This is a genomic window from Lysobacter sp. DMC97, assembly GCF_056313745.1.
Genome location: NZ_JBQUZR010000002.1, coordinates 627,669 through 649,649, shown reverse-complemented (window position 1 = coordinate 649,649; position 21,981 = coordinate 627,669). Strand labels below are relative to the sequence as shown.

The following is a 21,981-nucleotide window of genomic DNA, read 5'->3' as shown; positions in this document are numbered from 1 at the left end:
ATGACGGACTCCATGGCGGACGTGACGACTCCAGGACAGAGGCGCGCGGGGCTTCCGGCGGTGCGCGCCAGCGCAGGATATGCGGCGCGGCGGCGAAACGTTCAAGCCACCGTTCAGGCGGACATCAGACCGGCGTCAGGCCGTGGCGGGCCGCGCCACGAACACCGCCGGGGCCACGCTCACGCGGTTGCGGCCGGCGCGCTTGGCCGCGTACAGCGCCTTGTCGGCGCGTTCCACCGCCGGCTGCGGCATGGATTCCTGCGCCAGTTGCGTGGCGACGCCGATGCTGACGGTCAGGCGCAGGCTGCGGTCCTGGTAGTGCAGCTCGGCGGTCTCGATCGCCGCCCGGATCTGCTCGGCGATGGCCCGCGCCATCTCGGTCTGGCGGCCGGGCAGGATCACCAGGAATTCCTCGCCACCGTAGCGGCCGAACTGGTCTTCCTCGACCAGCTGGGCGCCGATCAGGCGGGCGATCTCGCGCAGGCACTGGTCGCCGGCGGCGTGGCCGAGGCGGTCGTTCACTGCCTTGAAGTGGTCGATGTCGACGAACAGCACCGACAGCGGCAGGCCCTTGCGGTGCGCGTGCTGGAAGGTCCGCGCCAGCGCCTGGTCGATGCTGCGGCGGTTGAGCGCGCCGGTGAGCCCATCGACCTCGGCGGTGTGGCGCAGGTGCAGCGCGGTGAACGCCTCGTCGATCTGCATCACCGCGATCCGCGCCAGTTCGCGCGCGATCGACAGTTCGTCCGGGTGGAACACGGTGGCGCCGTTGCGTTCGAGCACCAGCGCGCCCCACGACGGCGCGCGCACCGGCAGCGAGACCGCGGCCTCGACCGCCACCGGCACTTCCTCGCCGCTGCGCGAAACCGGCTGCTGCACGTCGATGTTGATCGCCAGTTGCTGGCGCAGGGCCGGCAGCCGCGGGGTGATGCGCTCCACCAGCGCGTCGAGCGCCGTGCCGGGGTGCGCGGCCAGGGTGTCGCGGCCGTGATAGCCGCGCAGCACCGCCAGCACGTTGTCCGCGGGGACGATCCGGCGCAGGTGGTCCAGCAGCAGGCGCATCGCCAGCGGCTGGATCTCCTCCTCGCTCACGCCGCGCAGCGCCATCTGCAGTGCGGTCAGCAGTTCGGTGCGCACCGCCTCGCGGTACATGCGGCGCTCGGAATCGGCGCGCGCGCGCTGTTCGCGGTCGCGCTGTTCGCGGTATTTGCTGATCCGGCTGATCAGGCCCACGCTGATCGCGGCCGTGGCGACCATCATCGCCACCTGGTGGCCGAAGCGCACCCACAGGCTGTCCGGCAGCAGGCCGTGCGCGCCCAGTTCCCACGCCGTGGCCGCGGCCGCCATGCCGACCACCGACAGCGTGACCAGCGACGAGAACGGCACCCGCCGCGCCCAGGCGTCCTTCATCAGGTACAGCGCGACGCTGCAGCCGCCCAGCCACAGCGCGGGCACCAGCCACGCGGTGATGGCATCGCCGTGCCGGCCCCAGGCGGCGATGGCGGCCGCCAGCGGCAGCAGGCCCACCGCCGCGCGGTGCACGCCCTGCGCCAGTTTCGGCCGGCTCTGCGCGGTGTCGGCATAGCGCAGCAGGATGACCAGCGACGAGGCCTCGAACACCAGCGACACCAGGTGCAGCCCGGCGCCGCCCAGCCGGCGGAACAGGCCGAAGGGATCGACCGCGTACAGGTGGCCGTTGGAGGCCAGCAGCAGCAGCGTCGAGGCGAGGCAGAACATGAACAGCGACAGGAAGCTCAGGTCGCGCGAGGCGACGAACAGCGCCAGCATCAGGCCGGCGACCGTCAGCAGGCTGGCGTAGGCCAGCGTGACCAGGATGGTCGCGCGCTGGGTTTCGTGCTCGGCCAGCGTGTCCGGCAGCAGTTCCGGGCGCAGGGTGGTGTCGCGCAGGGCGGTGGCGGCCAGCTCCAGCTGGATGTCGCCTTCCCAGGTCGAGGGCAGGCGGAACAGGAAACCGACCGGCATCGCGCCTTCCTCGGGTCCCGGCGCGAGGAAACTGCGCGGCCCGCTGTCCCAGGCCTCGCCCGCCCGCAACCGCACCGAGGCCACCGGCACCCGCGGCATCCAGATCACCCACTGCGGCGACTCGGGCGTGCGCGGCGGCAGCGAGAAGCGCAGCTCGGCCCGGGTTTCGTGGGCGGCCGAGGCCCGCACCGGCAGGGATCGGTTGTCCACGCCAAGCGCGGGCGCGATGCCGTCGATGTCCTCCAGCGGGACCAGCCGCATCGGCAGCGGCTTCGCCGTCGGCGCGGCGGCACGGCCGGGCGACAGGGCGTACAGACCCAGCAACAGGACGGCCACCATGCCGAGGACACGGAGCCAGACCTGGGGATCGTCCCGACGCGAAAACGCCATGATCAACCGCGCATCGTGGTCACTCGGATCTTCCTGATCCCGACCGGATGCAGGCAACGGGCGGCCGTGGCGCGATGCCGCACCCGTCCGCTCACGGCCGGGCGGACTGCCCCCGTGGTGGTTCCGTTTTCCGTCATCGCCGTTCGCACCCGCATGTCCCCGTGGGCGGCCTTTTTTTCTCGGTTGCCACACTACCATCCGCCACGGCTCCAGACACCGGCGCCCGGCCCGGCCCGGACGGACGGCATCGCCCCGGCCGGTCGGCGGCCGCACCCGGCCGGCGCCCGGCAGGCGCCCGGCAGGCCGTCCGCGAGCGCGAGCCGAGGCGCGCGCCGGAGCCAGAGCGGCCGCCCCGACAACATGCACCACGCCGGATCGCGCCCGCGGACAGTCTTCACGGCGCATGAAAAAGGCCATCACACGCTCTAGACTGGCGGTTTTCGCCGTTCCCGACCCCCTCGATGACCCCGGACCCCACCTCCGACGCCCTGCCCGCCGACGCCGAACGCCGCCAGGACTTCATCCGCCAGATCGTCCGCGACGACCTCGCCAGCGGCAAGCACGCGCAGATCCGCACCCGCTTCCCGCCGGAGCCCAACGGCTACCTGCACCTGGGGCACACCCGCGCGATCTGGACCGACTTCGGCATCGCCCGCGAGTTCGGCGGTCGCTGCAACCTGCGCCTGGACGACACCAACCCGGCGAAGGAAGACCCCGAGTACGTCCGCGCCATCCAGGACGACGTGCGCTGGCTGGGCTACGAGTGGGCGTCGTTGCGCCACGCGTCGGACTACTTCGAGGTGTTCTACCTCGCCGGCGAGCAGCTGATCCGCCAGGGCGACGCCTTCGTCTGCGACCTCACCGCCGACGAAGTGCGCGCCTACCGCGGCTCGCTGACCGAACCCGGCCGCCCCTCGCCGTACCGCGACCGCAGCGTCGAGGAGAACCTCGACCTGTTCCGGCGCATGCGCGCGGGCGAGTTCCCGGACGGCGCGCGCACGCTGCGCGCGAAGATCGACATGGCCAGCGGCAACATCAACCTGCGCGACCCGGCGCTGTACCGCATCAAGCACGTCGAGCACCAGAACACCGGCAACGCGTGGCCGATCTATCCGATGTACGACTACGCGCATTCGCTCAGCGACTCGGTGGAAGGCATCACCCACTCGCTGTGCACGCTGGAGTTCGAGGACCATCGCCCGCTGTACGACTGGTGCGTGCAGAAGGTCGACCTGCCGAAGCATCCCGAGCTGCTGGCGCCGCTGGCCGCGAAGGGCCTGCCGATCGAAGCCGCGATCCCGCGCCAGATCGAGTTCTCGCGGCTCAACCTCAACTACACGGTGATGAGCAAGCGCAAGCTGATGACGCTGGTCGAGGAAGGCCTGGTCGACGGCTGGGGCGACCCGCGCATGCCGACGCTGCAGGGCATCCGCCGCCGCGGCTACACGCCCGAGGCGCTGAAGCTGTTCGTCTCGCGCCTGGGCCTGTCGAAGCAGAACTCGCTGATCGACTACTCGGTGCTGGAGAACACGCTGCGCGAGGACCTCGACGCGCGTACGCCACGGCGCATGGCGGTGCTCGATCCGCTGAAGTTCGTGCTGACCAACCTGCCGGAAGGCCACGAGGAAACGCTCACGTTCTCCAACCACCCGAAGGACGAATCCTTCGGCACCCGCAGCGTGCCGTTCTCGCGCGAGTTGTGGATCGACCGCGACGACTTCGCCGAAGTGCCGCCGAAGGGCTGGAAGCGCCTCGTCCCCGGCGGTGAAGTGCGCCTGCGCGGCGCCGGCATCGTGAAGTGCGACGAGGTGGTGAAGAACGACGCCGGCGAGATCGTCGAACTGCGCGGCACGCTCGATCCCGAATCGCGCCCCGGCATGGCCGGCGCCGACCGCAAGATCAAGGGGACCATCCACTGGGTCAGCGCGGCGCACGCGGTCGAAGCCGAAGTGCGGCTGTACGACCGCCTCTTCACCGTGGCGAATCCCGACACCGACGAGGACGGCAAGAGCTACCGCGACTACCTCAACCCGGACTCGCGCCGCAGCGTCCGCGGCTACGTCGAACCCGCCGCCGCCGCGGCCGCGCCGGAGCAGGGCTTCCAGTTCGAGCGCACCGGCTACTTCGTCGCCGACCGCTTCGACCACACGCCCGAAGCGCCGGTGTTCAACCGCAGCGTCACGCTGCGCGACACGTGGGCGGCGGGCGGCTGATCCTGCCGCCACCGACCGCAAGGAGACCGCCATGCGCCTGCCTCGTTCGTTCGCCGCCCTGCTCGTCGCGCTGTCGCTGACCGCGTGCAGTGCGCCCGCACCCGCGCCGGAAACGCCGCAGGCCGCGACCTCGGCGCCTGCACCGGCCGCATCGACGACACCCGCATCGGCGGCGCCCGCCGCGCCGGCACCGGCACCGGTCGAACACGCAGGCAACGCGAATCCGATGTCGCCCGACCGCACCTGCAGGACCGACGCCGACTGCGCGGTGAAGGACGTCGGCAGCTGCTGCGGCACCTTCCCGCTGTGCGTGAACAAGGACGCGAAGGTCGATCCCGCCGCCGTGCGCGCGCAGTGCGCGAAGGACGGCATGGCCTCGATCTGCGGCTTCCAGCCGGTGAGCGGCTGCACCTGCACGAAAGGCCGCTGCGAGAACGTCGCCGGCGGCGCGCAGGTGATGTGATGCTGCTCGCCCAGGTCCACCTCACCCTGCCCGTCTGGGTCCACGACGCCGTCGATGCCTCGCGCGCCTACGCGAGCGACGCCGACAAGGTCGCGCTGGCGATCGCGCTCTCGCGCGGCAACGTCGAACACGGCAGCGGCGGCCCGTTCGGCGCCGTCGTCTTCGGCGCGGACGACCGCATCATCGCGGTCGGCGTGAACCGCGTGCTGCCGCAGACCTGCTCGGTCGCACACGCCGAGATGATGGCCTACATGCTCGCGCAGCAGCGCACCCAGCGCGCGCGGCTCAACCTCGACGACGCCGGCCGCGCCGTCGGCCCGATCACCCTCGCCACGTCCTCGCAGCCCTGCTGCCAGTGCTACGGCGCCACGATCTGGGCCGGCATCGACCGCCTGCTCATCGGCGCCCGCGCCGAGGACGTGATGGCGCTGACCCCCTTCGACGAAGGCCCGCTGCCCGCGGACTGGATCGGCGAACTGGAGAAACGCGGCATCGCGGTGACCCGCGACATCGAGCGCGATGCGGCCTGCGATGTACTGCGCGCGTATGGCAGCGGTGGTGGCGGGAAATACTGACGCTACCCGCCGTCATCCTCGCGCAAGCGAGGACCCCGCTTTGTCGTCGCGGAAACGTGGATCCCCGCTTGCGCGGGGATGACGGCCACTTCGGCAGGCAGGCATGATGTCCCGCCTTCATCGAACCTCGCCACTGCCATGGAACGGCTGCTCAGACTGTCGCTCGCGCTGATCGGGGCCCTCTTCGGGTTCGTCCTGGGCCTGTTTCTTGCGTTCCTCTGCGGCGCCCATGCGCATGCACCGGTCTTCACGTCTGCGGCGATTGTCGGTGCCCTGTGTTCGATGGGCGGCTTGAGCGTTGGTCGTCGTCTGACGCAGACCACCGGATACAGGAAGCACCTGCTTCTGTTGACGATCCTGTGCTGGCTCATCGCCGTCGTCGGATTCGTGGCGTTCGTGAACTTGGTTGCGCACTGATGCGTGGTGACGAACGGTAGGGCGGGCTCCCGGCTTGCGCCGGGACAGGCCTGTCCCGCCATTCCGACCGCTCTGGTCGGCTCGGACCATCATCGGAAACGTTTCGATCATTTCCACCATGCCCGGACAGGGTGCGATGGTGGGCCGGAGCCCACCCTACAATGGCGGCATGACTTCAGGCCTCCTCTGCTACTGCCGCGCCGGTTTCGAGCCCGAGCTCGCCGGTGAACTCACCGATCGCGCCGCGGAGGCGGGGCTCGCGGGCTACGCGCGCACCGAGCGCAACGCCGGCTACGCGCTGTTCCTGACAGGCGATGATCTCGGCGAAAGCGGTCAAGCGCTGTCGCAGGCGCTGCCCTTCGCCGAGCTGATCTTCGCGCGGCAGAAGCTGGTGCTGATCGCCGAGCTGCGCGACCTCGACCCGAAGGACCGCATCGCGCCGATGCTGGAGGCGCTGACCGCTTTTCGTAGGAGCGACGTGAGTCGCGACCCCGCGAGTGCCGGATCGGTGCCGGTGTCGCGACTCACGTCGCTCCTACAAACAGGGCGGTTCGGCACGCTCGTCGTCGAACACCCCGACTCCGACGACGCCAAGCCGCTCGCCGGCCTCGCGCGCAGCTTCGGCAACGCGCTGCGGCCGGCGCTGCGCAAGGCGGGGCTGCTGGCCGCGCAGGACGACGACCGCCTGCCGCGCCTGCACGTGTGCTTCGTCGCCGGCGACCACGCCTTCCTCGCCGCCGGCGACCCACGCGACAGCGCGCCGTGGCCGATGGGCGTGCCGCGGCTGAAGATGCACGCCGACGCGCCGTCGCGCTCGGCGCTCAAGCTCGAAGAGGCGCTGCTGACGCTGCTCACCGCCGACGAACGCACGCGCCTGCTGCGCGAGGGCATGCGCGCGGCCGACCTCGGTGCCGCGCCCGGCGGCTGGACGTGGGTGCTCACGCGCCACAAGCTGCATGTCACCGCCATCGACAACGGCCCGCTGCGTCCGCACGTGATGGAGACCGGCCTCGTCCAGCACCTGCGCGCCGACGGTTTCGCCTGGCATCCCGCGAAGCCGCTGGACTGGATGGTCTGCGACATGGTCGAGCAGCCGTCGCGCGTCGCCGCGCGCATGGCCGAGTGGTTCCGCGAAGGCTGGTGCCGGCACGCCGTGTTCAACCTCAAGCTGCCGATGAAGAAGCGCTGGCACGAGACCCGCCTCTGCCTCGACCGCTTCGCCTCCCAGGCCGGCAAACCGTTGACGATCCGCGCGAAGCAGCTGTACCACGACCGCGAGGAGATCACGGTGGCGGCGATCGGGGACGCCCGCTGACCAGCCAGGCGGGGTTGTCCAACCTTCGCGGCAGCAACTAGGATTCCCGCAGGGACGCACCCGGATCGCTTCAGGAGGAAGCCGATGAAAGCACTCTATCGCGCGCTGCTGGATGGCAGCTTCAGGGCCGAGATCGACTTCGAACGCCGGATCGAACGCATCGTCGTCCGCAACAACACCAACATCCCGGTCCAGCCGAAATTCTGGATGGAGGTGTTCTTCCGCGGGGCGACGCACCTGCCGGTGATGCCGCCCTACACCGACTTGACGCTGTCCACGGGGACGCACGGATGGCTCGGCACGTGTCCGGGCGACGTCGTCATCTTCACGTCCGCCAGCACCGGCGGCTTCATCGCGGCGCACGAGATCAGTCCGCTGCTGACCGCCGCCGCAGACGCGCCGCCCACGCTCCACGTGCTGCCGCGCCGGGAACGCACCTTCGAGCAGATCCTCGCGGAATTGCCGCACGCCGGCGCCGACTGGCGCGACCTTGTCGCCCCGAACGACATCGGTCCGCCCCCCGTCCCGACGGACGACATCCTGATTCCGCAGGACGGGCCGCGCATCGTGGTCGGCCTCGCGGCACGCACCCCCGACCAGGCGGGCACCTGGGACAACCTGATCCACGAGCAGTACTGGAAGCGCAGCGCATCGAGCTACAGCCTGGCACCGGGGGCGTCGCGCGTCATCACGGTCTCGCATGCCTCCGGCCGCGTGGACACCAGCAGCAGCGTCGAGAACGTCTCCGAGAGCCTCGGCACCAGCGTGAGCGCCGGCTGGGGCCCGATCTCCGCCAGCATCTCCGCGAACCTGTCGAAGTCGGAAACCACCTCGCGCTCGGTCACCCTGACCGAGAACAGCGAGAACACGTCGCAGGAATCCTTCGACAACGAGACCGGCTCGGACGAAACGATCCTCTACTGGCTGTTGATGGACGTGTACACCTGGATCAGCAACACCGGGATCACCACGGCGCAGCGTGCGGTCGTGGAAATGGCGCAGACGCCGCCGCTGACCCGGCGCTACTCCCGCAAGGCGGACTAGCGATGCCGTTGTTCACGGTGGCCACGTGGAACGCCCAGGGCAACGGGCTGGCGAAGAACAAGAAGGAAATCGGCGAGATCCTCGACGCGGGCCTCGTCGACCTCTTCTGCATCCAGGAAGTCAGCCAGGCCTACCAGGCCAGCGCGAAACAGCTCAAGGCCTACGCCGTCGAACAGCAGGACGCACAGGTCGTCCACGCAGGCACCGGCGCGACCGGAGGCCGCGGCTACTGCGTGATCTACAGGAAGTCGGTATTCGACAAGTTCTCGGCGAAGTACATGCCGCCCTTCCAGATCTCGCTGGGCACCGACGCAGCGAAACCCCAGAACGTCCACGCACCGCTGATCTGCAGGATGCGCCTGCAGCAAAGCCACCGCATCCGGCTGCTGAACTACCATGCCCCGAACGGTACCCAGAAGCTGGCGAGCTCCAAGAGCCTCTATGCCGCGGACGCGGCGCTGAGAGTGGTGAAGCTCGCAGAGATCACGGACATCACGGCCGCCGCGGCCCGCGACAGCAAGCAGGCGTGGTTCCTGATCGGGGACCTCAACGTCACGAGCAAGACGCTGGGCGACATCTTCCTCTCGAAGAAGCACTGGGCGAGGTCGCGTGCCCGTGAAGGCGTCCTCGACCACCTGGTCGGCCTGTATCGCGCGGACGCCGGGGAGATGCCGGAAATCCGCGCCGCGGGCGGGAAATTGGCGGAAAAGCTGAAGGCGCTGACCAGCGACCACGACGCGCGCGGTTTCTCGGTGCTGCTCTGAATCGCATGCCGGGGGTCGCGGCGGGGTGTCGCCATGGCCTGCACCGGCCGGGCAGCATCGGCTGCCGGCCGGGCATCGCGTCACGCGCCCGCGCGCAGCCGGTGACAGGACGCGCGGAAACACGACGGATCGCTTCCGGCCCCTCGCATCCGTCTGCTAAGTTGGGGGCATGGCCGTCGGCATCCTGCTCATCACCCATCCCGGCATCGGGACCGCGCTGGTCGCGGTCGCGACCCGGCTGCTGCGCCAGTTGCCGCTGAAGACCGAGGCGTTCGAGGTCCCGTTCGACCTCGACCTCGACGCCGCCCTGCCGCAGGCCAGCGCCGCGCTGCGCCGGGTGGACGGGGGCGACGGGGTGCTGGTGCTGACCGACCTGTACGGCGCCTCGCCCAGCAACCTGGCGGCGAAAGTGTCGCGGCTGGGCACGCCGGTGCGGCGGGTGGCCTCGCTCAACCTGCCGATGCTGCTGAGGGTGATGAACTACGCCGAGCTGCCGCTCGACGAACTGCCGGCGGTCGCGGCCGCCGGCGCGCGCAACGGGGCGATCTTCGATGACGCCTGACACCACGGGCCCCGGGGAGGCCACGCCATGATCGAACGCGAACTGCCGGTGCTCAACCGCCTCGGGTTGCATGCCCGCGCCACCGCCAAGCTGGTGCAGACGGTCTCGCCGTTCCGCTGCGGCGCCACCATCTCGGCCAAGGGCCGCGAGGTCAACGCCAAGAGCATCATGGGCGTGATGCTGCTGGCCGCCGGCCAGGGCAGCACGGTGATCGTGCGCACCGACGGCGACGACGAAGCCGCGGCGATGGACGCCATCGCGGCGCTGTTCGAACGCCGCTTCGACGAGGACAGCTGAGGCGCATGAGACGGGTCCTCTCCGGCCACGGCGCATCGCGCGGCGGCGCACTCGGACGGGCGCGCGTGCGCCTGCCGCATGCGCTGGAGGTCATCGAGGACCGGATCGAACCCGAACTGGTCGAGGCCGAGGTCGCGCGCATGCACGACGCAGTCGACGCGGTGCGCGCGGACATGCACCTGCTGCGCGACCGCCTGCACGGCGCGCTGGCGCACGAGGTCGGCGAGTTCCTCGACCTGCATGCGCTGCTGCTGGACGACCCCGAACTGCTGGCCGGCCTGGACGACATGATCCGCACCGGCCGCTACACCGCCGACTACGCCCTGCGCCTGCAGCGCGACCGCATCGCCGCGGTGTTCTCGGCCATGGACGACGCCTACCTGCGCAGCCGCATCGACGACATCGACCAGGTCGTCGGCCGCCTGCACGCCGCGCTGCACAAGCGCGAGGCCGACCTGCAGGGCATCGCCGGCGACATCCTCGTCACCGACACGGTCGCGCCCACCGAGCTGGCGCAACTGCATGCGCAGGGCGTGCTGGCGGTGGTCACCGCCGGCGGCAGCCCGCTGTCGCACACCGCCATCCTCGCCCGCAGCCTGCACGTGCCGCTGGTGATCGGCGCGGCGCAGGCGCTGCAGAAGATCAACGACGGCGACGTGCTGGCGGTCGACGGCGGCAGCGGCCTGGTCATCCTGGAGCCGAACGCCGACGACCTGCGCGAGCACCAGGCGCGGGTGCGCGAGTACGCGCGCGAGCGCAAGCAATTGCACCGCCTGCGGCGCGAGCCCACGCGCACGCTCGACGGCGTCGACGTCAGGCTCTGGGCCAACGCCGAATCGCGCGAGGACGTGGCCGAGGCGCATGCGCTCGGCGCCGCCGGCGTCGGCCTGTACCGCACCGAATTCCTGTTCATGCACCGCCCCGCCGAGCTGCGCCGCACGCTGCCCGACGAGGAGGAGCAGTTCCGCGCCTACCGCGATCTGGTGCTGGGCATGACCGGCCGCACCGTCACCATCCGCACGCTGGACATCGGCGCCGACAAGGCCGACGAGAGCGGGCTGGCGCTGACCGGCGAGCCGAATCCCGCGCTGGGCCTGCGCGGCGTGCGCCTGTCGCTGTCGCGCATCGACCTGTTCCGCACCCAGCTGCGCGCGATCCTGCGCGCCACCGGCTACGGCCCGGTGCGCATCCTCGTGCCGATGGTCAGCGGCCGCGAGGAAATGCTGGCCGTGCGCGCGCTGGTGCGCGACGTGCAGCGCGAACTGCGCGCCGAAGGCCAGGCGATCGCCGACCAGGTGCCGGTGGGCGCGATGATCGAAGTGCCGTCGGCCGCGATCGCGCTGCAGACCTTCATCGCCGACACCGATTTCCTGTCGATCGGCACCAACGACCTGGTGCAGTACCTGCTCGCCGCCGACCGCACCAACGAGGCGCTGGGCGAACTGTATTCGCCGCTGCACCCGGCGGTGCTGCGGCTGCTGTTCGAGGTCATCCGCGCCGCGCGCACGCACAAGAAACCGGTGGCGGTGTGCGGCGAGATCGCCGGCGACCCGCTGTTCGCGCCGGTGCTGCTGGCGCTGGGGCTGGAGGAATTCAGCCTGCACCCCGGCACGCTGCTGGAAGTGCGCCGCGCGATCCGCGCGCTCGACCTCTCTGCCCTGCGCGCCCGCGCCGCCGTGCTGCTGCGCGCCCGCGACCGCGCCGGCATCGAACGCTGGCTGGCGCGGGTGGCGACGTGATCGACGGCCGGCCACCGCCGACGCCCGAACGCATCGCACGCTGGGAAGAACACGCGGTACGCCTGCTCGCGGTGCGCACCGCGCCGGACCGCGTGATCGATGCGCTGCGCCACATCGGCTGTCCGAAGGAGCTCGCGCAGGAGATCGTCGCGCGCAGCCAGGCGCCGGCGACGTCGGCGCTGCGACGCAAGGGCGTGGGCATCCTGCTGACCGGGCTGGGCATGATCGCCGCGAGCGTGATCATCATGGCGATCGAAGCCGCGACCGACGTGCACGCCTTCGGCCGCCGCCTGCTGGCACTGCTGATCGTCGGCATCGGCACCGCGTTCTACGGCCTCTTCCAGATCGTCTTCGGCTGAGCCTGCCGCCGCGTGCATGGCGTGCGCATCGGCGCGGACGCTGGAGCGTGTCATGCCATTTTTCATGCGCCGCGTCGCACCCCCGGGTCGCCGAGGCAAGGTCCGTGGCGCTGCCTTGGCTGGTGGCCAAGGCATGACACGCTCTAGACTCGCGCACGCCCTTCCGCAGACACCCGCCATGACCGAAGCCCCGATCCGCATGCCGCAGTTCACCCAGAACTGGTTCGACGGCAACATCCCCAGCCTGCAGCGCTGGCTGGGCGAGTTCAGCGGCCGGCCCGGCCTGCGCGCACTGGAGATCGGCAGCTTCGAAGGCCGCTCCACGCTGTGGCTGTGCGAGAACATCCTCACCACCGAGGACGCGCGCATCGACTGCCTCGATCTGTTCGCGACCGACCCGGTCCACGGCGACTACCTCTCGCGCTTCCGCCACAACACCTCCGAGCACACGTGGAAGGTGCGCGAAGTGCACGGCCCGAGCTTCGAGGGGCTGAGGCAGGTCGAAGGCCCGTACGACATCGTCTACGTCGATGGCTGGCACTCGGCGTTCGGCGCGCTCGCCGACGGGGTGATGAGCTGGCCGATGCTCAAGGTCGGCGGCGTGATGGTGTTCGACGACTACCTGTGGGTGCCGCCGAAGTACGGCGAACCGCCGAAGCCCGGCGCGCTGGCGCGCTTCTGGGCGACGCTGCGCGGCCGCAACGCGGCGCACGAGGCGATGGAAAAGCACATCGCCGCCTGCGCCACCGAATGCCCCAAGCGCGGCGTCGACGGCCTGCTGGCCACGCTCGAAGGCCACTACGAAGTGGTCGGCGTCGACCGCCAGATCGCGGTGCGCAAGACCCGCGAGTTCGGCCACGCGCAGGTCGGGCTGGACACCTGATCCGCGCCGCGCCCGATCGGCGCGGCGGCGGTCCGCCGCGGGTTATCCGACCGCCACCCGCGCATTGCGGAACATGCGCAGCCACGGCGAATCCTCGGGCCAGTCGGCCGGGTGCCAGCTGAGGTTGGCGCTGCGAGGGGTGCGTTCGGGATGCGGCATCAGGATCGTGGCGCGGCCGTCGCGGCTGGTGACGCCGGCGATGGCGTCTTCCGAACCGTTCGGGTTGGCCGGGTAGTGCGTCGCCGGGCTGCCGTCGCCGGCGACGTAGCGCAGGGCCACGGTCGCGGCCATGCGGTCCGCTGGCACGTCGAACGTCGCCCGGCCCTCGCCGTGCGCGATCGCCACCGGCAGGCGCGCGCCGGTCATGCCGCGGAAGAACAGCGACGGCGAGTCGGCGATCTCCAGCATCCCGAAACGCGCCTCGAACTGCTCGCTGCGGTTGCGCAGGAAACGCGGCCAGTGCTCGGCGCCGGGGATGATGTCCTTGAGTTGCGACAGCATCTGGCAGCCGTTGCACACGCCCAGCGCGAAGCTGTCGGGGCGGGCGAAGAACGCGGCGAAGGCGTCGCGCAGCGCCGGGCGTTCCAGGATCGACGTCGCCCAGCCGCGGCCCGCGCCCAGCACGTCGCCGTAGCTGAAACCGCCGCAGGCGGCGAGGCCGGCGAAGCCGTCCAGCGTGACGCGGCCGGCGACGAGGTCGCTCATGTGCACGTCGACCGCAACGAAGCCGGCGCGATCGAACGCCGACGCCATCTCGATCTGGCCGTTGACGCCCTGCTCACGCAGGATCGCCACGCGCGGCCGCGCGCCGGTCGCGATGTACGGCGCGGCGACGTCCTCAGCCGCATCGAAGGTCAGCTTCGGCTGCAGGCCCGGCGCGTCGAAGCGGCGCACCGCGGCGCGCTCCTCGTCGGCGGATTCGGGGTTGTCGCGCAGGCGCTGCATCGCGTGGGTGGTCGCCCACCACGCGTCGAACAGCGCCTCCCAGCGCCATTCGGCCAGCACCGCGCCGTCTTCCAGCACGCGCACGGCGGCGGCAGTGGTCGGCCGCGCGATGCGCTGCGCGCATTCGATCAGGCCGTGCTCGGCGACGAGGTCCGCGAACTCGGCGCGGTCCTCCTCGGCGATCTGCACGATCGCGCCCAGTTCCTCGCAGAACAGCGTGCGCAGCACATCGCCGCCCCACTCGTCGAGGCTGATGTCCAAGCCGAGGTGCGAGGCGAACGCCATCTCGCACAGCGCGGCGAAGGCGCCGCCGTCGGAACGGTCGTGGTAGGCGCGGACGAGGCCGCGCTCGCGGGCGTCGCGCATCAGGTCGAACAGGCCGCGCAGGCGTTCGGGGTCGTCGAGGTCGGGCACGCCGTCCTCGCCGTGGCGGCCACCGAAGCCGTCGAACACCTGGGCGAGGATCGAGCCGCCCAGGCGCTTGCGGCCGGCGCCGAGGCCGATCAGCCACAGCTCGGTGCCGGGCTCGCGCGACAGCAGCGGCGTGGACTGGCCGCGCACGTCCTCGACCGGCGCGAACGCGCTGACGATCAGCGACACCGGCGACACCGACTTGTGCGCCTCGCCGGCCTGCGTCCACTGCGCCTGCATCGACAGCGAGTCCTTGCCGACCGGGATGCTGAGGTCGAGCGCCGGGCACAGCGCCATGCCGACCGCCTTCACCGCGTCGAACAGGCGCGCGTCCTCGCCGGCGTGGCCGGCGGCGGCCATCCAGTTCGCGGACAGCTTGACCCGGTCGAGCGACGCGACCGGCGCGGCCAGCAGGTTGGTGATCGCCTCGCCCACCGCCATGCGCGCGGCGGCGGCGGCGTCGATCAGCGCCAGCGGCGTGCGCTCGCCGATCGCCATCGCCTCGCCGGCGAAGGTGTCGAAGCCCGACAGCGTGATCGCGCAGTCGGCCACCGGCATCTGCCACGGGCCGACCATCTGGTCGCGCGCGGTCAGGCCGCCGACGCTGCGGTCGCCGATCGTGATCAGGAACTGCTTCGCGGCCACGGCCGGATGCGCGAGCACGCGCAGGCCGGCCTCGTGCAGGTCGATGCCGGCACCGTCCAGCGACGGCCACGGCGTCGCCGCGGGGCGGCGCGCATCGCGATGCATCTTCGGCGCCTTGCCGAACAGCACGTCCATCGGCAGGTCGATGGCGGGGCTTTCAGCCCCTCTCCCCGCGGGAGAGGGGTTGGGGAGAGGGCCGGCGGAAGAGTGACCTTCGTCGTGCTCCGCACCCTCACCCGACGCTTCGCGTCGACCTCTCCCGGGGGGAGAGGTGAAATGCCCCACCACCAGCCGCTCCTCCGCCGTCGCCGTGCCGACCGCGGCGAACGGGCAGCGTTCGCGCTCGCAGATCGCGGCGAAGTCGGCGAGGCGGTGCGGGGCGACGCCCAGCACGTAGCGTTCCTGCGATTCGTTGCACCACAACTGCATCGGCGACAGCGACGGATCGTCGCTGGGCACCTTCGCGAGGTCGATCACGCCGCCGACCGACGAGTCGTGCAACAGTTCGGGGATCGCGTTCGACAGGCCGCCCGCGCCCACGTCGTGGATGCAGAGGATCGGGTTGTCCGCGCCCAGCGCCACGCAGCGGTCGATCACTTCCTGGCAGCGGCGCTCCATCTCGGGGTTGTCGCGCTGCACGCTGGCGAAGTCGAGGTCCTCGGCGCTTTCGCCGGAGGCCACCGAACTCGCGGCGCCGCCGCCGAGGCCGATCAGCATCGCCGGGCCGCCGAGCACGATCACCGCGTCGCCGGGCGACAGCGGTTGCTTGGCGACCATCGGCCGGTCGACGGCACCGAGGCCGCCGGCCAGCATGATCGGCTTGTCGTAGGCGCGGACGAGGCCGGTGTCGGGCTCGCGCGCTTCGAAGGTGCGGAAATAACCGGTCAGGTTCGGCCGGCCGAATTCGTTGTTGAACGCCGCGGCGCCGAGCGGGCCGTCGAGCATGATCTCCAGCGCCGGCGCCATGCGCGGGTTGAGTGCGCGGTCGCCTTCCCACGGCTGCGGCAGCGTGGGGATGCGCAGGTGCGAGACGCTGAAGCCGGCGAGGCCGGCCTTCGGCTTGCCGCCGCGGCCGGTCGCGCCCTCGTCGCGGATCTCGCCGCCGGCGCCGGTGGACGCGCCCGGGAACGGCGAGATCGCGGTCGGATGATTGTGGGTCTCGACCTTGATGCAGAACGCGCTGGGCGTTTCGGCCTCGGCGCGGTATTCCAGCGTGGCGGGATCGGGCCGGAACCGCTTCGCCGGGTAACCTTCCACCACCGCCGCGTTGTCGCTGTACGCCGACAGCGTGTACTCCGGCGTCTGCGCGTGGGTGTGCTTGATCATCCGGAACAGCGACTGCGGGCCGCCGTTGTGCAGCGCCTCGCGGCCGTCGACGGTCCACGACGCGTTGAAGATCTTGTGCCGGCAGTGCTCGGAGTTCGCCTGCGCGAACATCATCAGCTCGACGTCGTGCGGGTCGCGGCCCAGCGCGGCGTAACGCTCGCGCAGGTAGGCGATCTCGTCGTCGGCCAGCGCCAGGCCGAGGCGGGCGTTGGCGGCTTCGAGGTCGGCCAGCGGCACGACTTCGAGCGCACCGCGCGCCGGCACCGAGAACAGCGCCGCGGCCTCGCCGGGATCGGCGAGCAGCGACTGGGTCATCGGGTCGTGCAATACCTTCGCCAGCGCCGCGCGGGTGGCGGCATCGTCCGGGAAGCCGACGAGGTCGATGCGCATGCCGCGCTCGACGCGGAGCACCGGCTGGCCGGCGCCGCGCAGCAGTTCGGTGGCCTTGCTGGCCCAGGGCGAGATGGTGCCCAGACGCGGCGCGACGTAGCGCGGGACTGCGCCACCGGCCGGCGGCGTGACCGCGGCGCGGGCTTCGAGGATGCGGTCGAGGGCGCCGGCGTCGGGCGTGCGGCCCGGTTCGGGCCGGACCCAGTAGACCCACCAGGCGCCGGAGACGCGGATGTCGGGGACGATCGCCCGGAGGCGGGTTTCGAGCCGTTCGCGGCGGAACGGCGACAGGGCCGGGAGGCCCTCGAGGACGATCATGTCCGGTACACGTCAGCGCGGGGCCGCGATTGTACCGGAAGCGGCTGTGCCGGGCCGTCCCGCCGTCCCGCCGGGCCTCGGGGGCCGGCGGGACGGGATGGCGACGGCTCAGCGACCGCCGGCCGGGGTGCCGGAGCCCGGCTTGCGCTCGGCAGCCAGCTTGTCCAGCGCGGCCATCATGGTCGGCGGGTCCATGTAGCCCGGCAGCACCTCGCCCTCGATGTCGACGATCATCGGGGTGCCCTGCAGGCCCAGGCGCTGGCCGAGCTGGTACTCGGCGGCCACCGGGTTCTCGCAGCGCTTGGGCGGCACGGCCTGGCCGTTCTTGGCGTCGGTCAGGGCCTTGCGGCGGTCGGCCGAGCACCACACCGACTCCATCACCAGCGCGTCGGGGCTGCCCAGGCCGGCGCGCGGGAAGGCCAGGTATTCGACCGCGATGCCCAGCTTGTTGTACTCGGCGATCTGCGAGTGCAGCTTGCGGCAGTAGCCGCATTCGATGTCGGTGAACACCGCGACGGTGTGCTTGCGCGGGCCGACCGGCGCGAAGACGATGCGGTCGGACACCGGGATCTTCGCCAGCGCCTCGCGGCGGACCGCGGCCAGGCCGTCGCGGCCGACGTCGCGCTTGGCCTTCAGGTCGTACAGCGAGCCCTGCAGCATGTAGCGGCCGTCATCGCTGAAATACAGGGTCTGGCCGTTGACGATGGCTTCCTGGAAGCCGGCGATGGCGGCCGGCGCCACGCGGTCCGGCACCAGGCGCGGATCCAGCTTCTTCAGCTCGGCGCGGACCATGGCGTCCGGCGTGCCCTTCGCAGGCTCGGCAGCAGGCTGTCCGGGTCCGGCGGCGGCCTCTCCGGCGGCAGCGGGTTTGGACTGCGCGCAGGCGGACAGGCTCAGGGCGCACAACAGGGCGAACACCGGGAATTTCATGCAGGTCGGTTCCATCGAAGGGCGGAAGGGCGTGGACGTCGGACCGCGAAACGGCGGCCGGGTTCAGCGGTTTCGGCCGATTGTCGCATGCGACGCGCGCCCGCGGCCGTGCCGGAAGCGCCCCCTTCTTCACGGTTTCGGCGGCGCGGAACGGCCGCCTCCGGCGCGGGGGGACCGGCCGCGTCAGGCCCGCGGATGATGCTGCGCGTGCAGGCGCTTGAGCTGTTCGCGGGCGACCAGCGTGTAGATCTGGGTGGTCGACAGGCTGGCGTGGCCCAGCAGCATCTGCAGCGCGCGCAGGTCGGCGCCGTGGTTCAGCAGATGGGTGGCGAAGCTGTGGCGCAGGCCGTGCGGGCTGATCCGCCGCGGGTCGATGCCCGCCACCGCGGCCAACCGCTTCACCAGCGACCAGAACGCCTGCCGGGTCGGCGGCTCGCCGTCGGGGGTGAGGAACAGCGCCGCCGGCGCGCGCTTGCCGGCCAGCGCCGGGCGGGCTTCGGCGAGGTAGCGCTGCAGCCAGTGCTGCGCCTCCTCGCCCAGCGGCACCAGCCGCTCGCGGCCGCCCTTGCCGGTCACCCGCAGCGCGCCCTGGCGCAGGTTGACCGCCGTCGCCGGCAGTCCGACCAGTTCGCTCACGCGCAGGCCGGCGGCGTACATCAGTTCGAGCATCGCCCGGTCGCGCAGGCCTTCGGGCACGGACACGTCCGGCGCCGCCAGCAGCGACTCGATCTCGCGCTCGGTCAGCGCCTTGGGCAGCGAACGCGGCAGCTTCGGCGGATCGAGCAGCGCGGTCGGGTCGTCGGCGCGGGCGCCGTGGCGCAGCTGCAGCGCGAAGAACGCGCGCAGCGTCGACAGCAGGCGCGCGTTGCTGCGCGGCGAATAATTCTCCCGCGTGCGCCACGCGAGGTAGTCGAACAGCGCCGCGCGATCGGCACCGCACAACCCGCCGCCGGCACCGTCGCGCCAGCGCGCGAAGCCTTCCAGATCGCGCCGGTAGCTGGCCTGCGTCTGCTTCGCCAGCCCGTGTTCGGCCCACATCGCCTCGATGAAGGCGTGGATGGCGGCCGCGTCGGCATCGCGCAGCGGCGGCAGCGCGTGGGCGAGCATGCGACGGTCGGCGGGCGTGCGGCTGGGCATGCGCGCAAGGGTAGCGCGGGCACGATCCCGTATCCTGTCGCGATGACCGCGACCGCCTCCGACGCGCCCGCCCCGGCGCCTTCCGACGCCCCCGCCCGCCCGAAACCGCTCGTCGGCTGGCGCCTGCTGGCGCTGGTGTACGACTTCTTTCCGGTGCTGGCGCTGTGGTTCGTGGTCGGCCTGATCGCCGTCGCGCTGCACGGCGGCGAGACCATCCGCGCCGGCACCCTCGCCGGCTGGCTCGAACTGCTCGCGCTGTGGGCGATCACCGGCCTCTACGGCGTGCTCAGCTGGCGTCGCGGCGGCCAGACCCTCGGCATGCGCCCGTGGCGCCTGCGCGTGACCGCCGCGGACGGCACCGCACCCGCCTGGCGCGCGCTGTGGCTGCGCTTCACCGTCGCCACGCCCTCGCTGCTGCTGGGCGGCCTCGGCTTCTGGTGGGCCTGGCTGGATCGCGACCGCCTGACCTGGCACGACCGCGCCAGCGGGACGCGGATGGTGCGGGTGGCGAAGTAGGTTCAGTCGCTCGACCGCAGGGCGGCAGCCCTACTCCGTCCTGCGCTGGAACATCCACACCGACAGACCGACCATCACCAGCGCGGGGATGGCGTAGGCGATGCGGTAGTCGAACTTGAACACGCCGGCGAGGCGGACGAACTGGGTCTGCACCAGCCAGAAGCCCAGCGAGAAGATGATGCCGGTGAACAGGCGCCGGCCCAGGCCGCCGCTGCGCAGCGAGCCGAACGCGAACGGGATCGCCAGCAGGCACAGCACCAGCACGTTCACCGGGTAGAACCACATGCCCCAGTAGAACTCCTGGTATTCGCTGGAATCCAGGCCGTTGCGCTCGCGGTATTCGATGCCGGCCTTGAGCTGGTCGCTGGTCATGTAGCGCGGGCGCCAGATGTCGCGGGTGGTGGCGGCCAGCGCCGAGGCATCGAGCCGCGAGGTCCAGCGTTCTTCGGCGGTGCTGGTGCGGGTGGCGGCGCGGGCGTCGAAGCGGGTGCGTTCGACCTTGCGCAGGATCCACTGGCCCTTTTCGTGCTCGGCGCTGTCGGCGTGGACGATCGCGGCGAGGCGGCCGTCCTGCCCCAGTTCGAACAGGCGCACGTCGTTGAGTTGCAGCCACTGGCGGCCGTTCTCGCTGCGCTCCTCGCCGGTCTGCGCGTTGAGGAAGACGTCGCCCTCGCGCGCCCACAGGCCGGAGTACTGCGCCACGATCACGTCGTTGGACTTGGCCGCGGCCTTCAGCGTGTCGGCGCGGCGCTGCGCCCACGGGCCGAGGGTGTCGCCGTTCACCACCATCAGCGCGGTGAGCACGCCGAGGGTGAGGATCACCGACAGGCTGATGCGCCGCCGCGACAGGCCCAGCGCGCGCAGCACGGTGAGTTCGGAGCTGGCCGACAGCTGGCCGAGGCCGATGGTGGCGCCGATCACCGCCGAGTACGGGAACAGCATGTACATGCGCCGCGGCAGGCTGTACGCCACGTTGGTGGCGGCGGCGAGGAAGTCGTAGCGGCCGGTGCCGACGTCGTTCATCTCCACCAGCAGGCCGCTGATCAGCGCATCCAGGCCGACCAGCACGCCCCAGGTCAGCAGCACCGTCGACAGCACCACGCGGCCGAGGTACAGGTCGTGGATCTTCGGGAACGGCCTCATGCGCGGGCCGCCTTCGGCCGCCGGACGGCGCCGTCGCGGGCATACAGCCAGACGCCCGCCGCCAGCACCGGCAGCACCAGCCACCACAGGCCGACCGCGGTCGGCAGCTTGCCGTCCTGCAGCCACTGGGTGCCGAGCATCATCAGGAACACGCCGAACAGGTAGATGAGGAACCCGACCGCCAGATTGCCGTAGCGCGCCTGCCGCGGGCTGCTGCGCGACAGCGGGATCGCCAGCAGCGCGAAGCCCAGGGTCAGCAGCGGCGGCGCCAGCCGCGAATGCACCTGCGCGGCGGCGGCGGCGCCGGGCGTGCCCAGCAGCGCGAACGTGGATTTCAGCGCCACGTCGTCGGTGCGGCGGTGGGGGTTGGCGTCGTCGGGCAGTAGCACTTCATTGGCGCCGTAGCGCACCAGCCGGTAGTCGCGGCCCGGCCCGGTCAGCGGCCCCTCGACCTCGAACCCCTGCTCCAGCCGCAGGTAGCGGTCGCGCTGGGCCGGGGTGGCGGCCTGCACCGACAGCCGCCCGGTGCGGGAGGTGGTCACGTCGAAACGGTCGCGCTTCTGGCGGTAGATGAAGACCCGCTGCAGTTCGCGGTTGTCGGGCGACATGCCGCCGACGTAGATCACGCCGCCGCCGCCCGGGAGTTCGTTGAAGCGGCCCGGCTCCATGCCCGCGATCAGCAGGTTGCGGCCGGCCTCCTCGATCATCCGCGCCGACTGGCGGTCGGCCCACGGGCCCAGCCACAGCGAGCACAGCGCCACGATCGCCACCACCGGCACCGCCATCAGCGCCAGCGGGCGCAGCATGCGCTTCGGGCCCACGCCGATCGACACCAGCACCGGCATCTCGGCGTCGCGGTACAGCCGGCCCATGGCGAGCATCAGCCCCAGCATCACCGCCAGCGGCAGGATCAGCGGCAGCCACTTCAGGAACACCAGCCCCAGCTGGATCAGCAGCATCCCCGGCGGCACCTTGCCGCGGGCCACGTCGCCCAGCACGTCCGCGAAGGCACCGCCCAGCAGCACGATCAGCAGGATCGTCAGCACCGCGAAGGTACTCTGCGCGAACTCGCGGCTCAGGTAGCGATCCAGCTTCGACATCGGGACGGGGGCTCCGGTCGCCGGGCATCCGGCGGGGGCTTTCGATTAAACTTCCGGGATTCTGCGCGCGCCGCGGCCGGTTGAGGCCGGCGCCGGGCGCCGCCGGCACGTCTCCGGGC

The 21,981-nt window shown here is 71.5% G+C and carries 19 protein-coding genes; 13 read left to right on the top strand and 6 right to left on the bottom strand.

The window, feature by feature from the left end; translation table 11 throughout:
- Positions 1-135: 135 nt before the first annotated feature.
- The gene (locus ACT53Q_RS05800; RefSeq protein ID WP_476185710.1) at positions 136-2,319 is read right to left on the bottom strand and encodes a diguanylate cyclase; all 2,184 of its coding nucleotides are present in this window, start codon (positions 2,317-2,319) and stop codon (positions 136-138) included.
- A gap of 512 nt (positions 2,320-2,831) precedes the next feature.
- Between ACT53Q_RS05800 and ACT53Q_RS05795 the strand changes: the two genes are divergently transcribed.
- The 12 genes from ACT53Q_RS05795 to ACT53Q_RS05740 all read left to right on the top strand — a co-directional run bounded on the left by ACT53Q_RS05795 (position 2,832) and on the right by ACT53Q_RS05740 (position 13,001).
- Positions 2,832-4,583: a glutamine--tRNA ligase/YqeY domain fusion protein gene (locus ACT53Q_RS05795; RefSeq protein ID WP_476185709.1), complete on the top strand. Its 1,752-nt coding sequence runs from the start codon at positions 2,832-2,834 to the stop codon at positions 4,581-4,583.
- A 31-nt stretch (positions 4,584-4,614) separates the two neighbouring features.
- Positions 4,615-5,046, top strand: a complete 432-nt coding sequence (locus tag ACT53Q_RS05790) for a hypothetical protein (RefSeq protein ID WP_476185708.1) — start codon at positions 4,615-4,617, stop codon at positions 5,044-5,046.
- Entirely contained in the window at positions 5,046-5,621 is a 576-nt protein-coding gene (locus ACT53Q_RS05785) for a nucleoside deaminase (RefSeq protein WP_476185707.1), read from the top strand. Before ACT53Q_RS05790 ends, ACT53Q_RS05785 begins: the two co-directional genes overlap by 1 nt.
- 138 nt (positions 5,622-5,759) lie before the next feature.
- Positions 5,760-6,038 carry a hypothetical protein gene (locus tag ACT53Q_RS05780; RefSeq protein WP_476185706.1) on the top strand — a complete coding sequence of 93 codons (279 nt, stop codon included), beginning with the start codon at positions 5,760-5,762 and terminating at the stop codon, positions 6,036-6,038.
- A gap of 118 nt (positions 6,039-6,156) precedes the next feature.
- Positions 6,157-7,353 carry a 23S rRNA (cytidine(2498)-2'-O)-methyltransferase RlmM gene (gene rlmM, locus ACT53Q_RS05775; protein WP_476185705.1) on the top strand — a complete coding sequence of 399 codons (1,197 nt, stop codon included), beginning with the start codon at positions 6,157-6,159 and terminating at the stop codon, positions 7,351-7,353.
- 84 nt (positions 7,354-7,437) lie between these two features.
- Positions 7,438-8,397 (top strand): hypothetical protein, encoded by a 960-nt coding sequence (locus ACT53Q_RS05770; protein ID WP_476185704.1) that lies wholly within the window; start codon positions 7,438-7,440, stop codon positions 8,395-8,397.
- Between the two features lie 2 nt (positions 8,398-8,399).
- On the top strand, positions 8,400-9,161 hold the full coding sequence (locus tag ACT53Q_RS05765) for an endonuclease/exonuclease/phosphatase family protein (protein WP_476185703.1): 762 nt from the start codon (positions 8,400-8,402) through the stop codon (positions 9,159-9,161).
- 169 nt (positions 9,162-9,330) lie between these two features.
- The gene (locus ACT53Q_RS05760) at positions 9,331-9,723 is read left to right on the top strand and encodes a PTS sugar transporter subunit IIA (RefSeq protein WP_476185702.1); all 393 of its coding nucleotides are present in this window, start codon (positions 9,331-9,333) and stop codon (positions 9,721-9,723) included.
- Between the two features lie 27 nt (positions 9,724-9,750).
- On the top strand, positions 9,751-10,020 hold the full coding sequence (locus ACT53Q_RS05755) for an HPr family phosphocarrier protein (RefSeq protein ID WP_476172101.1): 270 nt from the start codon (positions 9,751-9,753) through the stop codon (positions 10,018-10,020).
- Between the two features lie 5 nt (positions 10,021-10,025).
- Positions 10,026-11,759, top strand: coding sequence for a phosphoenolpyruvate--protein phosphotransferase (gene ptsP / locus ACT53Q_RS05750; protein WP_476185701.1), 1,734 nt, complete (start codon positions 10,026-10,028; stop codon positions 11,757-11,759).
- Entirely contained in the window at positions 11,756-12,118 is a 363-nt protein-coding gene (locus ACT53Q_RS05745; RefSeq protein WP_476185700.1) for a hypothetical protein, read from the top strand. Before ptsP ends, ACT53Q_RS05745 begins: the two co-directional genes overlap by 4 nt.
- A 178-nt stretch (positions 12,119-12,296) precedes the next feature.
- On the top strand, positions 12,297-13,001 hold the full coding sequence (locus ACT53Q_RS05740) for a class I SAM-dependent methyltransferase (RefSeq protein WP_476185699.1): 705 nt from the start codon (positions 12,297-12,299) through the stop codon (positions 12,999-13,001).
- 42 nt (positions 13,002-13,043) lie between these two features.
- Here ACT53Q_RS05740 and purL read toward each other — a convergent pair whose 3' ends face one another.
- The 3 genes from purL to xerD all read right to left on the bottom strand — a co-directional run bounded on the left by purL (position 13,044) and on the right by xerD (position 19,103).
- Complete coding sequence (purL, locus tag ACT53Q_RS05735; RefSeq protein WP_476185698.1) at positions 13,044-17,036, bottom strand: phosphoribosylformylglycinamidine synthase; 3,993 nt, start codon at positions 17,034-17,036, stop codon at positions 13,044-13,046.
- Between the two features lie 108 nt (positions 17,037-17,144).
- Positions 17,145-17,966 carry a thioredoxin fold domain-containing protein gene (locus tag ACT53Q_RS05730; RefSeq protein ID WP_476185697.1) on the bottom strand — a complete coding sequence of 274 codons (822 nt, stop codon included), beginning with the start codon at positions 17,964-17,966 and terminating at the stop codon, positions 17,145-17,147.
- 183 nt (positions 17,967-18,149) lie between these two features.
- Positions 18,150-19,103 carry a site-specific tyrosine recombinase XerD gene (gene xerD, locus ACT53Q_RS05725; RefSeq protein WP_476185696.1) on the bottom strand — a complete coding sequence of 318 codons (954 nt, stop codon included), beginning with the start codon at positions 19,101-19,103 and terminating at the stop codon, positions 18,150-18,152.
- Positions 19,104-19,145: 42 nt separating this feature from the next.
- Between xerD and ACT53Q_RS05720 the strand changes: the two genes are divergently transcribed.
- Positions 19,146-19,619, top strand: coding sequence for an RDD family protein (locus ACT53Q_RS05720; protein ID WP_476185695.1), 474 nt, complete (start codon positions 19,146-19,148; stop codon positions 19,617-19,619).
- Positions 19,620-19,649: 30 nt separating this feature from the next.
- Here the strand turns inward: ACT53Q_RS05720 and lptG are convergent, their stop codons facing one another.
- Both lptG and lptF read right to left on the bottom strand, forming a co-directional pair.
- A complete protein-coding gene (gene lptG, locus ACT53Q_RS05715) occupies positions 19,650-20,762 on the bottom strand; it encodes an LPS export ABC transporter permease LptG (protein WP_476185694.1) in 1,113 nt (370 codons plus the stop codon).
- A complete protein-coding gene (gene lptF, locus ACT53Q_RS05710; RefSeq protein WP_476185693.1) occupies positions 20,759-21,862 on the bottom strand; it encodes an LPS export ABC transporter permease LptF in 1,104 nt (367 codons plus the stop codon). The genes lptG and lptF overlap by 4 nt, the downstream gene beginning before the upstream one ends.
- Between the last annotated feature and the right edge of the window lie 119 nt (positions 21,863-21,981).

What these genes read in the sequence shown, in the direction of transcription:
- ACT53Q_RS05800 (WP_476185710.1), bottom strand. Translation starts at nt 2,319, where the DNA reads ATGGTGGCCGTCCTGTTGCTGGGTCTGTACGCCCTGTCGCCCGGCCGT.
- ACT53Q_RS05720 (WP_476185695.1), top strand. Translation starts at nt 19,146, where the DNA reads ATGACCGCGACCGCCTCCGACGCGCCCGCCCCGGCGCCTTCCGACGCC.
- ACT53Q_RS05740 (WP_476185699.1), top strand. Translation starts at nt 12,297, where the DNA reads ATGACCGAAGCCCCGATCCGCATGCCGCAGTTCACCCAGAACTGGTTC.
- ACT53Q_RS05770 (WP_476185704.1), top strand. Translation starts at nt 7,438, where the DNA reads ATGAAAGCACTCTATCGCGCGCTGCTGGATGGCAGCTTCAGGGCCGAG.
- ptsP (WP_476185701.1), top strand. Translation starts at nt 10,026, where the DNA reads ATGAGACGGGTCCTCTCCGGCCACGGCGCATCGCGCGGCGGCGCACTC.
- ACT53Q_RS05760 (WP_476185702.1), top strand. Translation starts at nt 9,331, where the DNA reads ATGGCCGTCGGCATCCTGCTCATCACCCATCCCGGCATCGGGACCGCG.
- purL (WP_476185698.1), bottom strand. Translation starts at nt 17,036, where the DNA reads ATGATCGTCCTCGAGGGCCTCCCGGCCCTGTCGCCGTTCCGCCGCGAA.
- ACT53Q_RS05790 (WP_476185708.1), top strand. Translation starts at nt 4,615, where the DNA reads ATGCGCCTGCCTCGTTCGTTCGCCGCCCTGCTCGTCGCGCTGTCGCTG.
- rlmM (WP_476185705.1), top strand. Translation starts at nt 6,157, where the DNA reads ATGCCCGGACAGGGTGCGATGGTGGGCCGGAGCCCACCCTACAATGGC.
- ACT53Q_RS05785 (WP_476185707.1), top strand. Translation starts at nt 5,046, where the DNA reads ATGCTGCTCGCCCAGGTCCACCTCACCCTGCCCGTCTGGGTCCACGAC.
- ACT53Q_RS05795 (WP_476185709.1), top strand. Translation starts at nt 2,832, where the DNA reads ATGACCCCGGACCCCACCTCCGACGCCCTGCCCGCCGACGCCGAACGC.
- lptG (WP_476185694.1), bottom strand. Translation starts at nt 20,762, where the DNA reads ATGAGGCCGTTCCCGAAGATCCACGACCTGTACCTCGGCCGCGTGGTG.
- ACT53Q_RS05780 (WP_476185706.1), top strand. Translation starts at nt 5,760, where the DNA reads ATGGAACGGCTGCTCAGACTGTCGCTCGCGCTGATCGGGGCCCTCTTC.
- ACT53Q_RS05730 (WP_476185697.1), bottom strand. Translation starts at nt 17,966, where the DNA reads ATGAAATTCCCGGTGTTCGCCCTGTTGTGCGCCCTGAGCCTGTCCGCC.
- lptF (WP_476185693.1), bottom strand. Translation starts at nt 21,862, where the DNA reads ATGTCGAAGCTGGATCGCTACCTGAGCCGCGAGTTCGCGCAGAGTACC.
- xerD (WP_476185696.1), bottom strand. Translation starts at nt 19,103, where the DNA reads ATGCCCAGCCGCACGCCCGCCGACCGTCGCATGCTCGCCCACGCGCTG.
- ACT53Q_RS05765 (WP_476185703.1), top strand. Translation starts at nt 8,400, where the DNA reads ATGCCGTTGTTCACGGTGGCCACGTGGAACGCCCAGGGCAACGGGCTG.
- ACT53Q_RS05755 (WP_476172101.1), top strand. Translation starts at nt 9,751, where the DNA reads ATGATCGAACGCGAACTGCCGGTGCTCAACCGCCTCGGGTTGCATGCC.